Origin of the sequence: Flavobacterium sp. XGLA_31 (assembly GCF_051547105.1) — a bacterium.
Classification (GTDB): Bacteria; Bacteroidota; Bacteroidia; order Flavobacteriales; family Flavobacteriaceae; genus Flavobacterium.
On record NZ_JBPTTM010000006.1, the window covers coordinates 76988 to 91581 of the forward strand.

The 14594-nt window shown below is 37.7% G+C and carries 12 protein-coding genes; 4 read left to right on the forward strand and 8 right to left on the reverse strand.

Features of this window, described 5'->3' with window-relative positions; genetic code table 11:
* Window positions 1–100: 100 nt before the first annotated feature.
* Both ACSVH6_RS11170 and ACSVH6_RS11175 read left to right on the forward strand, forming a co-directional pair.
* Window positions 101–781 carry a Crp/Fnr family transcriptional regulator gene (locus ACSVH6_RS11170; RefSeq protein ID WP_438078501.1) on the forward strand — a complete coding sequence of 227 codons (681 nt, stop codon included), beginning with the start codon at window positions 101–103 and terminating at the stop codon, window positions 779–781.
* Between the two features lie 93 nt (window positions 782–874).
* Window positions 875–3007 (forward strand): DPP IV N-terminal domain-containing protein, encoded by a 2133-nt coding sequence (locus ACSVH6_RS11175; RefSeq protein ID WP_438078503.1) that lies wholly within the window; start codon window positions 875–877, stop codon window positions 3005–3007.
* 52 nt (window positions 3008–3059) lie between these two features.
* On the opposite strand, the gene ACSVH6_RS11180 is transcribed toward ACSVH6_RS11175, so the two are convergent.
* The 6 genes from ACSVH6_RS11180 to tgt form a co-directional block, all read right to left on the reverse strand.
* Window positions 3060–4319 carry an asparagine synthetase B gene (locus ACSVH6_RS11180; RefSeq protein ID WP_438078505.1) on the reverse strand — a complete coding sequence of 420 codons (1260 nt, stop codon included), beginning with the start codon at window positions 4317–4319 and terminating at the stop codon, window positions 3060–3062.
* 87 nt (window positions 4320–4406) lie between these two features.
* Window positions 4407–5951 (reverse strand): replicative DNA helicase, encoded by a 1545-nt coding sequence (dnaB, locus tag ACSVH6_RS11185; protein WP_438078508.1) that lies wholly within the window; start codon window positions 5949–5951, stop codon window positions 4407–4409.
* A gap of 140 nt (window positions 5952–6091) precedes the next feature.
* Window positions 6092–7045, reverse strand: a complete 954-nt coding sequence (locus ACSVH6_RS11190) for an acetyl-CoA carboxylase carboxyltransferase subunit alpha (protein WP_438078510.1) — start codon at window positions 7043–7045, stop codon at window positions 6092–6094.
* A 105-nt stretch (window positions 7046–7150) separates the two neighbouring features.
* Window positions 7151–8035 carry a DMT family transporter gene (locus ACSVH6_RS11195; protein ID WP_438078512.1) on the reverse strand — a complete coding sequence of 295 codons (885 nt, stop codon included), beginning with the start codon at window positions 8033–8035 and terminating at the stop codon, window positions 7151–7153.
* Window positions 8022–9107 carry an LptF/LptG family permease gene (locus tag ACSVH6_RS11200; RefSeq protein ID WP_438078514.1) on the reverse strand — a complete coding sequence of 362 codons (1086 nt, stop codon included), beginning with the start codon at window positions 9105–9107 and terminating at the stop codon, window positions 8022–8024. The genes ACSVH6_RS11195 and ACSVH6_RS11200 overlap by 14 nt, the downstream gene beginning before the upstream one ends.
* 73 nt (window positions 9108–9180) lie before the next feature.
* Window positions 9181–10311 carry a tRNA guanosine(34) transglycosylase Tgt gene (gene tgt, locus ACSVH6_RS11205; protein WP_438078516.1) on the reverse strand — a complete coding sequence of 377 codons (1131 nt, stop codon included), beginning with the start codon at window positions 10309–10311 and terminating at the stop codon, window positions 9181–9183.
* A 204-nt stretch (window positions 10312–10515) separates the two neighbouring features.
* On the opposite strand from tgt, the gene ACSVH6_RS11210 reads away from it, so the two are divergent.
* The gene (locus tag ACSVH6_RS11210) at window positions 10516–11379 is read left to right on the forward strand and encodes a T9SS type A sorting domain-containing protein (RefSeq protein WP_438078518.1); all 864 of its coding nucleotides are present in this window, start codon (window positions 10516–10518) and stop codon (window positions 11377–11379) included.
* A 53-nt stretch (window positions 11380–11432) separates the two neighbouring features.
* Here ACSVH6_RS11210 and ACSVH6_RS11215 read toward each other — a convergent pair whose 3' ends face one another.
* Entirely contained in the window at window positions 11433–11855 is a 423-nt protein-coding gene (locus ACSVH6_RS11215; RefSeq protein WP_438078520.1) for a response regulator, read from the reverse strand.
* Window positions 11856–11990: 135 nt separating this feature from the next.
* Between ACSVH6_RS11215 and chrA the strand changes: the two genes are divergently transcribed.
* On the forward strand, window positions 11991–13304 hold the full coding sequence (gene chrA / locus ACSVH6_RS11220) for a chromate efflux transporter (protein WP_438078522.1): 1314 nt from the start codon (window positions 11991–11993) through the stop codon (window positions 13302–13304).
* A 36-nt stretch (window positions 13305–13340) separates the two neighbouring features.
* On the opposite strand, the gene ACSVH6_RS11225 is transcribed toward chrA, so the two are convergent.
* On the reverse strand, window positions 13341–14492 hold the full coding sequence (locus ACSVH6_RS11225; RefSeq protein ID WP_438078631.1) for a THUMP domain-containing class I SAM-dependent RNA methyltransferase: 1152 nt from the start codon (window positions 14490–14492) through the stop codon (window positions 13341–13343).
* Between the last annotated feature and the right edge of the window lie 102 nt (window positions 14493–14594).

Genomic DNA, 14594 nt, shown 5'->3' on the forward strand with positions numbered 1-14594 from the left:
TTTACCTGAGGCAAATTTCCAACAAATGCACAATTTAAAATATGATATATGTCATACTTTCAATATATTTGTATAATTAATATTAATTTCCTGCGATTATATGAGTAAATGTGAGCAATGTATTGTACGCCAATTCAGTTCTTTAAAAGCACTGAACAAGGAGGAGTTGCTCAAAATGGCGGATTGCAAAACTTCGTATACCATCAAAAAAGGAGAACCTGTTTTTGAAGAAGGCGAAATTACAAACGGAATTTATTGCGTCAAGGATGGTGTTTGCAAACTTTCCAAACTTAGTTCCAACGGCAAAGACCAAATTGTAAAATTGGTAAAACCGGGAGAATTATTGGGGCAACGCTCCATGATTAGTGAAGAACCTGCCAACCTGAGTGCTGTAGCTCTGGAAGACATGGAAGTATGTTTCATTCCGAGAAAAGAAATCATGCAGTTTTTTACACAAAACAATGAGTTTTCGATGAACGTAATGAAAACCATTTGCGGCGATTTGAAAGATGCTGACGTGCATATGGTAAATATGGCACAAAAAAACGTTAAGGAGCGACTGGCCGGAACCTTAATTTATCTGGAAGAAAACTTTGGCATTGAAACTGACGGAACACTTCGCTTGCAATTATCGAGAGAAGAACTGGCCGGTATGATTGGTACTGCCACGGAAAGTTGCATTCGTTTGCTTTCCGAACTCAACAAAAGTAACCTCATTGAACTCATAGGAAAACGAATTAAGATTATTGACAAAAACAAGTTACGTCGTTTAGCCGACTAACGAATTCCTATACTCTTGTAACAAAGGATATTGTTTGACTACTAAACAGTATCCTTTTTTTATACATTTACCGCAACAAATAAATTTTACTTTATGAACAAAAGAATACTCACCGCTTTGGCTTTCTTCCTTGCCGTGACCACTCAGGCGCAATTAAAAAAGATTTCGTTAGACGAAGCCGTAATGCAACAAAATCGTACTTTCAGAGCTGATAAATTATTAGGATTTCAATGGATTCCGAATACTACTAAATATGTCTACTATGCGGATACTTTTGCCAAAATGATGACCGCGAATACCAAAGACATCAAAGCCACGGAATTCATTACGCTGGCCGAAATCAACAAAGAGTTGGGGACCAAACTGAAAAATTTTGGAGGAGTCACTTTCATCGATGCCAATACAATACTTATTAATGACGCGGCCAATTATTACACCTATAATGTAACAACCAAAACGGGCAAATTAATTCAAACCACAAGCGAAAATGCCGAGAACGCAACCTTTGACAACGCCCACGAAAACCTGGCATTTACCGAAAAAAACAATTTATATTATTATACCAAAAACAAAGAAAAAGTAGCTGTAACAGCAGAAACCAATGAAGCTATTGTTTCAGGACAGTTTTTTGCACGCAATGAATTCGGTATCAATAATGGTATTTTTTGGTCACCCAAAGCGACATTTTTAGCTTTTTATCAAAAAGACCAAACTGAAGTAGCCGATTATCCTTTGTTGGATATTAATGAAACTCCGGGTAAATTGGACATGATCAAATACCCGATGATTGGACAAAAGAGTGAAAAACCACATGTTGGGATTTACAATTTGGCCACTAAAAAAACCATTTTCATTTCACCCAGAGGCAATTCAGACGATTATTTAACTAATCTTTCCTGGACACCCGATGAAAAATACCTTTTGATTGCGGAATTAAATCGTAGACAAAATGACATGTCGCTAAATGTATACGATGCGGCAACCGGAGCTTATGTCAGAACGATTTTAAATGAAAAAAATGACAACTGGGTAGAACCGGAACACGAAGCGTTCTTCCCGAATGCTAAATCCAACAACTTTGTTTGGTTCAGTGAAAAAGACGGTTTTCAAAACCTTTACTATTATTCCATTGACGGAAAGTTAATCAAACAATTAACCGCCAATAAATTCCCAACACGGGAAATTTTAGGGACCAATACCTCAGGAACAGAAATTTATTTCTCAGCAACTGGAGCCAACCCAACCAATATGTTGGCATATAAAGTGGATTTAAAAGGAAAACAAACTCTGATTACCAAAGACGAAGGCGTTCACACCGTAATTCCTACGGCTGACGGCAATTGGTTTTTTGATGAATATTCCAATCATAGTACTCCTTCCAAATCATTATTATATGACAAGAATTTAAAAGCCACTACTCTTTTGGTAAGCAAAAACAAATACGATGGTTACGTGATGGGAACAGCCGAAATCAAAACCATCAAAGCGGCTGACGGAACAACCGATTTGTACACCCGCTTAATCAAACCAAGTAATTTTGATGCAACTAAAAAATACCCAGTCTTAGTATATGTATATGGAGGCCCTCATGCCCAAATGATAACCAATTCATACCTAGACGGTGCCAATCTTTGGATGTATTGGATGGCTGAACAAGGCTATTTAGTTTTCACTGTAGACAACAGAGGTTCGGACAACCGAGGATTTGCTTTTGAAAGCGTTATTCACGGAAGATTAGGTGTAAACGAAATGGAAGATCAAATGAAAGGTGTGGAATATTTGAAATCATTACCATATGTAGACGGCAATCGTTTGGCGGTTCACGGTTGGAGTTTTGGTGGATTCATGACTACTTCAATGATGTTGCGCAAACCTGATGTGTTCAAAGTAGGTGTTGCGGGAGGTCCGGTAACCGATTGGAAATATTACGAAGTAATGTATGGGGAACGTTATATGGATACACCGGCTGAAAACCAAAAAGGTTTTGACGAAGCCAGCACTCTGAATTATGTAAAAGATTTAAAAGGAAAACTATTACTTATTCATGGCACCAGTGATGATGTGGTAGTCATGCAAAATAATTTTATGTTACTTAAGAAATTTGTGGAAGCCCAAAAACAAGTGGACTTCTTTGCTTATCCTATGCACAAACACAATGTACAAGGCAAAGACCGCGTACATCTGATGACCAAAGTTTTGAATTATGTTATTGACAACAATAAGTAAAACAATCATTCTATAAAACAAAGAGCCAATCAAAATGATTGGCTCTTTGTTTTTATGTCTTTTGCGGTTTCTTTCGTGCTGCCGGAAATAATACGTTATTCAATATCAATCGGAAACCGGGTGAATTGGGATGTAAATCTAAAACAGTAGGTTCATCACCTACTCTATGCTGGTAATCTTCAGGATCATGTCCACCATAAAAAGTAAAGAACCCTTTTCCTTTTTGGCCATGAATATAACGCGCTTCATCATTCAGTTCATTTTTCCCCAAAATCAGTACATTGGATTTGATTAATTCGCTGTCAAACGAGGTCGTTTGTCCCATAAACCCTTTCACCAATTGAGTATGATTTTGACATAACATGCTGGGAATTACATCCCATTTGGCGGAGAATTCCATTAAGGTGAAATAATCTTTTTCAAACGGAATACGGCGCTTTTCAGTCATATCAATATCAGAGAACTCATAATGATCGGGCTTTCGGTCAAGAATAAAATTCTTGAAAGCAAACGTTTTACTGTAATCAATTTTGGACTGATAATTGGGTTCGCTGTCATCTCCATCAAACATTGGCTCGCAAATATCTACTCCTTCGGCTGAAAGCGCGATATCAAAGCTATCCGTAGCCGAACACATGGCAAACATAAAACCGCCACCAATCACAAAATCACGTATCTTTTTTGCAACGGCTAATTTCTCCTGAGAAACTTTACTAAAACCTAACTTGGCCGCCAAAGCTTCTGCATCCTTCTTTTGTTCAATGTACCAAGGAGCATTTCTGTAAGCACCGTAAAATTTTCCATATTGTCCGGTAAAATCTTCATGGTGTAGGTGTAGCCAATCATAGAGCAATAACTGATCACCCAATACTTCTTCATCATAAACGACCTTGAAAGGAATTTCAGCGTAGGTCAGCACCATAGTCACCGCATCATCCCATGGTTGTTTGCCGGGTGGTGAATACACTGCAATTTTGGGTGCTTTTTCCAAGACAACGGTTTCCATGTTTTGAGATGGACTGGAAATATCAGCCAATATAGAAGCCTCTTCAGCATCAGAAAGAATTTCAAAACTCACACCGCGTATCTGACATTCTTTGCGGATTTCAGGAGCATCAGGCAATAAAAAAGAGCCCCCGCGGTAGTTGAGTAACCAACTTGCTTTGTAACTTTTATCCAACGCCCAATAAGTAATTCCGTAAGCTTTAAGATGGTTCTTTTGAGACGTTTCATCCATAGGCAGTAAAATAAAATTAGCTCTGATGGAGAACGAAATCAGCAAAAGAAAAATGTAGAGTGACTTTTTAAGCATTGCTTTAATGATAATTTATTTCAAAGATAATAGATTTACTGTGAAGAAAAGCATAAAAAAATCCCGATTTCCCGGGATTGTTTTTTATTAGAATGGCACATCGCTGTCGTCATCATCTCTATTGATAGTACTGCCAAAAGCTTCATTAGCAGAAGGTAAATTCTTCGTAATAAAAGGATTGTCATCATGGTTCATCTTGGACGGCAAATCATCAAAAGCACTACCGTATTCCTCAAGGTTGTCAAACTTACCGAGACTTCCAATGAATTTCAAACGGATATTCTCTAAGGAACCGTTACGGTGCTTGGCGATAATAAACTCCGCTTGACCAGCTGTTGGGGTTTGCTCATCATCATCCCATTCGTCAATTTTGTAATATTCCGGACGATAGATAAACGATACAATATCAGCATCCTGCTCAATCGCTCCCGATTCACGCAAGTCAGACAACAATGGTCTTTTGCTTGAACCACGGGTTTCTACGGCACGTGAAAGCTGAGACAAGGCAATTACGGGTACTTCCAACTCTTTGGCCAAAGCCTTTAGATTTCTCGAAATAGTGGAGATTTCCTGCTCACGGTTTCCACCTCCTTTACCACCACCTCCTGCTGTCATCAACTGCAAATAGTCGACAATAATCATTTTGATACCGTGTTGCGATGACAAACGACGAGCTTTCGCTCTTAAATCGAAAATAGAAAGCGAAGGTGTATCGTCAATATATAAAGGCGCTTTTTCCAAATCTTTAACTTTGGTGGAGAGCTGTTCCCATTCGTGTTTTTCTAATTTCCCGGTTCTTAACTTTTCAGAGGACAAACCGGTTTCTGAAGAAATCAAACGTGTGATTAACTGTACTGAAGACATCTCCAACGAAAATAACGCCACGGGGGCACCAAAATCAATAGCCATGTTTCTGGCCATCGACAATACAAAAGCGGTTTTACCCATACCCGGACGTGCCGCAATAATAATCAAATCAGAAGGTTGCCAACCTGAGGTTACCTTGTCCAGTTTTTCAAATCCGGTGGCAATACCGCTCAACCCTTCTTTATTCGCAATTTCTTCGATTCTTTTTTTGGCTTGGATTACCAAACTTTGTGCGGTTTCCGAGCTGCGTTTGATATTGCCTTGAGTTACTTCGTATAATTTAGATTCTGCTTTATCCAATAAATCAAATACATCAGTCGTTTCATCATAAGATTCTTCAATGATTTCAGAAGATATTTTGATTAAGCTGCGTTGGATGTATTTTTGTAAAATAATACGAGAGTGAAACTCAATATGAGCCGATGAGGATATTTTTTGGGTAAGCTGAATCAAGTAAAAATCTCCTCCTGCCAAATCCAGTTTTCCGTTCTTTTTGAGTTGGGCGGAAACCGTTAATAAGTCAATCGGCTGAGAATCTGTAAACAATTGAAAAATTGCCTCAAAAATATGCTTGTGAGCATCTTTGTAAAAAGCATCCGGTTGAAGGATGTCAATTACCTCATCCACCCCTTTTTTGTCAATCATCATAGCCCCCAATACCGCCTCTTCCAAATCCATGGCTTGCGGAGGTAGTTTGCCTTTTTCGAGGTTGATGATGGTCGTTTTATCGACTTTAATTGGGTTTATATTTCTCAGGTTTTCCATGAAACGAAAGTAGCTATTTTGCTAAAATTATAGGGATTGAGTTATTCAAATCCGATGTTTATAAGTTTGATTTTTTTGTTAATAACCAAAAAAAAATCCGAAACCATTGGGCTTCGGATTAAGATATATTTTATAAGAAATTACTCTTTGAATTCGCCCATTTTACTGTATTTATCCATCCTTTGCGCTACTAATTCTTCTGTTGATAAATCTTTCAGTTCGTTAAACGCTTTCATGATATACTGCTCTACAGTTTTGAACGTGGTTTCCTTATCGTAATGCGCTCCGCCTAATGGTTCAGGAATGACATCATCAACTAATTTCATTTTTTTCATATCAGAGGAAGTCAGTTTCAACGCTTCGGCAGCTTGTTCCTTATACTCCCAGCTTTTCCATAAAATAGAAGAACAAGACTCAGGAGAAATTACTGAATACCATGTATTCTCCATCATCAATACTCTGTCTCCTACACCTATTCCCAATGCTCCACCTGAAGCACCTTCGCCGATAATTACACAGATAATCGGCACTTTTAATCGTACCATTTCCAGAATATTTCTGGCGATTGCCTCTCCTTGTCCGCGTTCTTCAGCTTCTAAACCGGGGAAAGCTCCGGGAGTATCAATTAAGGTCACCACAGGTATATTGAACTTTTCCGCCATCTTCATCAAGCGCAATGCTTTTCTGTAACCTTCCGGACTTGCCATACCGAAATTACGTAACTGACGCATTTTGGTATTAATTCCTTTTTGCTGACCAATCAACATAAACGATTGTCCGTCAATTCGACCTAAACCACCTACCATGGCTTTATCGTCTTTGAAACCCCGATCGCCGAAAAGTTCCAGGAAATTACCTTTGGTAAGATTAGTAATGTGCTCTAAAGTATAAGGACGGTTAGGATGACGCGATAATTGTACACGTTGCCAAGCGGTAAGGTTTTTATAAATTTTCCTTTTGGTTTCCTCTAATTTTTTTTCAATTTGTTTGCAGGTAGCGGTGACATCAACATTGGATTCGGCACCGATTAATTGGCATTTATCGAGTTGTTCTTCTAATTCTTTGATTGGAAGTTCAAAATCTAAATATTCCATAGGATTGATAGTTTGTTTAATCGAACAGCAAATATAAAATATTCTGTTGTGATAAAAAGCACTTTTTGCGGATTAGTTGTAAATAAAATTAACTTTCAATTCACACTAATTTAATTGTCTTTTGCGACTTTTGATTAGGGCATTCAAGAGCACTGTGAGTAAAATTATTAAGGCGCCAATATAAAACTGAACGCTCATTTTTTCTTTTTCTTCAAATACAATTACAGCCAAAATGATACCGTAAATAGGCTCGAGATTGATGGTTAGCATCACTGTATACGGGCTTAGAAATTTCATAACCGAAGTAGAAGCTATAAAGGCATAAGCCGTACAAAAAGAACTGAGTATCATCAAATACAGTAAATCTTTGGCAGAAAGCACAAAAAAGTTGCCGGAAAAACTGTGTGTAAAGAATAACAATATTGTAAAAAACAATACACCACCGCTAAGTTCATAAAATGAAATTACCGTGGGATTATGTGTCTTAACGAATTTTGAATTGATTACAGCAAATAATGCCGAAAGAAAGGCGGAAGTCAGTGCGGTGACTATTCCCCAAAAGTAATTTCCTTCTACATTAAAGATGATATAAAGTCCAACTACTACTAAACAACCAAAAAACACCTCATACCAAACAATCTTTTTACCATATAAAATCGGCTCCAACAACGAGGCAAATAAAGCTCCCGTGGATAAACAAGATAATGTAATGGATATGTTGGAAATCTTAATGGCCCGAAAAAAAGTAAACCAATGCAACGCTATTATCAGTCCCGATAAGAGAAACAGCAGCAACATTTTGGTAGAAATCCTGATAGATATCCTTTTGAAAGCAATGTAAATCCCGATAAAACCAATAGCAAACAACATACGAAACCATACCAGCGGCAGTGCATCAAGTGATATCAATGCTCCAAGCACAGCCGTAAATCCCCAAATAAAAACTATAAAATGGAGATGGAGATAGCTCTTTACATTATCGCTTGGCATTCCGCAGCAGGTAAATGGCTAAAATTCCGAAAACAATGTTAGGAGTCCATACAGCCAATAAGGGTGGTGCAGTAGATTTCTCCGCCAACACCCCGAATATTTTGTCTAGGAACACAAAGGAGAAGGCAAGCAAAATTCCGATTGCCAAATTGACTCCCATTCCCCCGCGACGCTTCATAGAGGAAACCGCTACAGCAATAATCGTGAGAATAAAAGCAGAAACCGGAATACTGTATTTTTTATACAACACTACCAAATACACATTAATATTGGTAGACCCTCTTGATTTTTCTTTTTCGATAAACTTGTTCAAATCGGCCAAGTTCAACGTTTCAGCTATATAAACCACCGGTGTTAAATCTTCTAATTCAAAATTAAAAACTGTATCTTTTTTCTCCATTGACTGAATAATGTCGCCGAAAGGACCTATTTTTCTTTTGGTATAATTGAATAAGGTATACGTGCTGTCTTTAGGATTCCATTTGATACGATCTGCAGTTACTTTGTACTTTAGCTTGTCGTTCTCAAACTTTTCCATAGAAAAATGGAAGGCCATTTTAGAGACTTCTTGAAAATTACTCACAAAAATATACTCGTCTTTACTCGTTTGACGAAACACATCGGTGTTGTCACGCATTTCACTGATACCATTACCTATTAAATAAGTATACCTAAAATTCTTAAATCCGGCGCTGGCATTCGGCACCAAAAAAATACTCATTACCAAAGCAAAAAGCGATACTATTGTGGCTCCTATAATGTAAGGCCGCATAAAACGTGTGAAAGAAATTCCCGAGCTTAAAACGGCTATAATCTCTGTATTGTTAGCCAGCTTAGAAGTGAACCAAATCACCGAAAGGAACAAAAATATAGGAAATAAAAGATTGGCAAAATAAATGGTAAAATCCAGGTAATACTTCGCAATAGCCGAAAATGCCACGTGATTTTCGATCATCTTATTGACTTTTTCCGAAACGTCAATCACTATCCCAATGGGAATGAACATTAGTAACATTACGGTAAAAGTTACTAAGTAGCGCTTGAGGATGTATTTGTCAATTATGGTCAGCATCTTTTGTTTATTGAGTTACTCGGTTATTTGGGAATGCGATTATAAAAACCGAATCCGCAAATTCACAAATTAACTATAGTCTTTGGCTCATTTGTTTTACCATCATATCTTTCCAAGTTCTGAAATCTCCGGCTAAGATATGCTTTCTGGCTTCACGAACCAACCACATGTAAAATCCTAAATTGTGAATAGTGGCTATTTGTTTTCCTAAATATTCATTCGCAGCAAACAGGTGACGTAGGTATGCCTTAGTATATTCCGTATCTACAAAGGTGTGACCCATTTCATCTATGGGTGAAAAATCAGCTTCCCATTTCTTGTTTTTAATATTGATAATGCCATGTGCCGTAAACAACATCCCGTTTCTTGCATTTCGCGTCGGCATCACACAATCAAACATATCAATACCCAAAGCAATATTTTCCAAAATATTGATGGGTGTTCCCACTCCCATTAAATATCGAGGTTTGTCTTGTGGCAAAATAGCAGTTACGACTTCAGTCATAGCATACATTTCCTCAGCAGGCTCTCCTACTGATAAACCACCGATAGCATTCCCCTGAGCACCGGCATTGGCTATATATTCCGCTGATTGCTGACGTAAATCTTTATAGGTACTTCCCTGAACTATTGGAAAAAAGGTTTGCTCATAACCATATTTGTATGGTACTTTATCCAAATGGGCGATACAACGATCCAGCCAACGGTGTGTCATGTGCATAGAACGCTGTGCATATCTGTAGTCACATGGATAAGGCGTACATTCATCAAAAGCCATGATAATATCAGCACCGATAGTACGTTGAATCTCCATCACATTTTCAGGAGTGAAAACATGGTAAGAACCATCAATGTGACTTTTAAATTTTACTCCCTCTTCTTTAATCTTTCGGTTGGCTGAAAGTGAATATACCTGATAACCTCCGCTATCGGTTAGTATATTCCGGTCCCAGTTCATGAACTTGTGCAGTCCTCCTGCTTTTTCTAAAATACCGGTCTGTGGACGAAGGTATAAATGATATGTGTTTCCGAGGATAATATCGGGATTAATATCGTCTTTTAATTCTCTCTGATGCACGCCTTTTACTGAAGCTACAGTACCTACAGGCATGAATATAGGGGTTTCAATTACACCGTGATCTGTGGTGATACTACCAGCACGGGCTTTCGAATTAGGGTCATTTGCTAATAAATCAAATTTCATGGATATCTTTTAATCAGTCGGCAAAGATAAAAGATTTAAGATTTAGGATTCAGGATTTAGGATTTTATTTAACACATCCAATTGTATCCAATTGTTTACACTTTTTTAATCAAATTTGTAAGAATAAGTTTTTTTTTCAATAAATTAGCGACAGAACCCCTATTAGGTTTGCTATGAAAATTGTAACAAAAAAAAAAATTAACTATGAAAACAAAATTACTTCTTCTTTCCATTACCCTGATGAGTTTCCTACCCAAATCTTTAGCACAAAACTACATTCCGATGCTAGACAACAATGCTTCTTGGAATATTACTGTTGCTAATTTTGGTGGTAATACCAATTTAATTATTGAACCTGGTGTGAATGTAACTATTGGAGCCTATACCTATAAAAAAATCCACGACCCTTTTTTCAATACAGATGTTTATCTTCGAGAAGATACGTCGACTCAAAAAGTATACCGCATGGTAAACAATGTTGATCAAATACTATACGATTTTAGTTTGACAAACGGAAGTTATATCACTTTGGCTAACGGAATTACTTATCAAGTAACACTTAGCAACATAAATGTAATTGGCGGCACCCGAAAACAGTATTACTTACATAGTAGCAATATGTTTGTTGAAAATGAAATTTGGATTGAAGGTATTGGAAATAACCGACATCCCCTAATGCCCACTTATGAAATGTTTTTTTCAGACCCATATATTTACCTCACCTGTAGTGCACAAAATGGAGTAAATGTATATAATCATGCCATTGCGAATGGCCAAACAACACCAACTGATTGCTCTATGTTATTAAGTACTGATAATTTTAATTTACATACAGTGAATTTTATACCAAACCCAGCTACAAACCAGTTGACTATTGTGTCTGACCAACCATTTGAAAATGCCTTATTAAGCCTTTACAACTCAGTTGGACAATTAGTTAAAAAAATAAATAACATCTATGGTAATCAAATAATTATAACCCGGGAAAACTTATCAGAAGGTATTTACTTTGCTCAACTGACACAAAATGAACAGGTAACTACCAAAAAAATAATATTTGTTCATTAATATAAAGAATGTCCTGATTAAAGAATCAGGACATTCTTTATATTAGAAAAAGTTTATATTCTTTTACTGCTAAAACCATTTGCAAAATAACTGACTTTAGTATAAAAAGCCAACAACTCCACTATGGCCTCTTTAAACTCCTTATAATGGTGTTTCTTGATTAAAAATTTAATGCCTTTATGGGCATAATGATTCTTTTTATACGGATGAGCTCCGGAAACCATCACAACGGAAAGATGCTTTAAGTCATCTGATTTCATGATGATTTCGAGAATCTCCTCACCATTGAGCACCGGCATGTGAACATCTAAAAAAATGATATCCGGATAATCTTCTTGACTTGCCAAAGCCGAAAGCAACTTTCTCCCATCTGAAAATATTTTTACTGTATGTCCTAACTCTTCAACAATTTCCTTGAAGAAACCTAAATCATCAAAGTCATCATCCAAATAATAGATTGTTTTTGCCGTTTCCATAACCGTTCCATTTTAATACTGTGAATTTAAAAGAACATGATGACAAACAATTTACAGAATGCTTCCGATTCGTTATATAATTTCAATATTTAAACTTATTTTTTTCATAGCTTAGCCTATGTAATTTGATTTTAAATGCAAAAACCTTCCTTTAAAACAGCTTTACTCTTTTGGCTTAAATTGGGATTCATCAGTTTTGGCGGACCAGCGGGTCAAATTGCCATCATGCACGAAGAATTGGTGGATCGCAAAAAATGGATTAGCGACAGCCGGTTTTTGCATGCTCTGAACTATTGCATGATACTCCCCGGTCCCGAAGCGCAGCAACTGGCCATATACATCGGATGGCTTTTGCATGGCACCATGGGTGGCTTGGCAGCTGGTATTTTATTTGTGCTTCCCTCCCTTTTTATTTTGTTAGGATTAAGCACTGTTTATGTCACTTTCGGGAATATGCCATGGGTCTATGCCCTTTTTTCCGGATTGAAACCGGCCGTTATTGCTATCGTTATTGTAGCTCTGATTCGTATCGGGAAAAAGGCTCTGGTAGGATCATTTCATTATTTTGTAGCCCTTGCTTCCTTTATTTGTATTTTCTTTTTCAATGTCCCGTTTCCGGTTATCATTCTCGGAGCCCTTGCAGCAGCAACAATAACACGCTATTTTCTACCGGATTTCTTGGCCAAAAACCGAATAAAATACAATCCGGAAGAAACGGATGAGTCTGAATATTACGTTAATAAAAATACCGTTCCAAAAGATACCGGTTTTCAACCACTGCGTTTTTGGAAACAAATAAGTACAGGTGTCATTCTTTGGTGCATCCCTTTGACCGCATGTTATTTTTTAGTCCGAGACTTTTCTTTTTGGAAAACATTAGCGGGATTTTTTACCAAAGCCGCATTGGTCACTTTTGGTGGTGCCTATGCTGTATTACCGTATGTCGCGCAAGTGAGTGTAGAAAAATTTCATTGGTTAAATAAACTCCAGATGATTGATGGATTGGCTATGGGTGAAACCACACCCGGTCCACTAATTATGGTATTGGCCTATGTAGGTTTTATGGCAGGTTACAATCACTTTGGGAGTTCGATTGGCATGGGAACTTTAGGATTATTGACCACCACCTTCTATACTTTTTTGCCATGCTTCCTTTTCATTTTCATAGGTGCTCCTATCATTGAGCGTACCCAGCAAAACAAAAAAATCAAAGAAATATTAGCCTTAGTTACCGCTGCCGTGGTTGGGGTGATACTCAACCTGACACTTTATCTGGGAAAAGCTGTAATCTTTCCGAAAATTGTTTCTTTAGATTTGGTTGATGGTGTTTCTTTAGGTTGGGTTATCCTCTCTTTTATCGCGTTGTATCGTTTCAAAACAAGGGTAATAACCTGGATTGGTGTCAGTGCCGTGTTTGGTCTGGTGGCCTACTATATTGGGCTCAACTAAGATTTAAAAGGAAAGATCAACAACAATAGTTTATCCCTACTCTTCTGTTTTTTGTTGAAACTTAGTACGCTTACTGCCTTCATACATTTCGTATTTGACCAAACGCGCTTCCAAGCTACCATTGAACAGTTTAATTTTTCTTGACGGTCGTAAACCGACGAACTTCAAAGCTTCTAAATTGGCGGTAATGAACCAGGCATTAGTATTGGGGTAATTGTTTTTTAAAGTATCGCCCAATTCGCGATAAAAACGTTCTAAATCAATATCCAAGCGCTCGCCATAAGGTGGATTGAAAACCATATGCAGTGGTCCGGCAGTTTCTTTTTTGGTGTCAAAAAAGTTAGCCTGACTGATGGTTACATAGTCTTCCAAATTGGCATTGAGCAAATTGTCCTTCGCTTTCTGTACGGCACTCGGAGCTTTGTCATAGCCGGTAATGGTATAGCGAAACTCTTTGGTTCGCTTCATAAGGGCATCAATAATTTGGTCAAACAAATCGTTATCCCAATCGTTCCATTTTTCAAACGCAAATTCTTTACGGTTGATGTTGGCCGGAATATTACAGGCTATCATCGCCGCTTCGGCTAAAATAGTCCCCGAACCACACATCGGATCGAGAAAATCAGAGTTTCCGTCCCATCCGGAGAGCAAGAGCATTCCTGCCGCCAACACTTCATTTATCGGGGCAATATTGGTAGCTGTTCTATATCCTCTGTGGTGTAATGAAGCCCCTGAAGTATCCAGTGCCACCGAACATTGATCACGGTCAATATGAATGTTGATGCGCAAATCGGGAAAGTCTTTATCGATGCTTGGACGTTGGTCAAATTTGGCTCTGAATTGGTCTACTATAGCGTCTTTGGCTTTTTGAGAAACAAACTGTGAATGCTTAAAATGATCGGAATGAATGGTGGTGTCAATCACAAAAGTTTGGTTGGCATTGAGGTATTTTGACCAATCAATGCCCTGAATGCCTTTGTATAGACTCTGTTCGTTAAATGCCCTGAAATGATAAATCGGTTTCAAAATTTTCAAGGCTGTGCGTAACGACAAGTTAGCTTTGTACATAAACCCTTTGTCACCTTTAAAACTTACCGCGCGGGTTCCCTGCTCTACATCCTGCGCTCCCAGTTGTTGTAATTCTCTAGCTAATATTTCTTCAAAACCAAAAAAGGTTTTGGCAATCATTTTAAAATTCTCCATTTCCTGTAAATTCCAATAAACAAATTCCAAATCTCCAATAAATTTCAAATCTTACATTTCAAATTTTAAACTTGGACATTCTTCGGC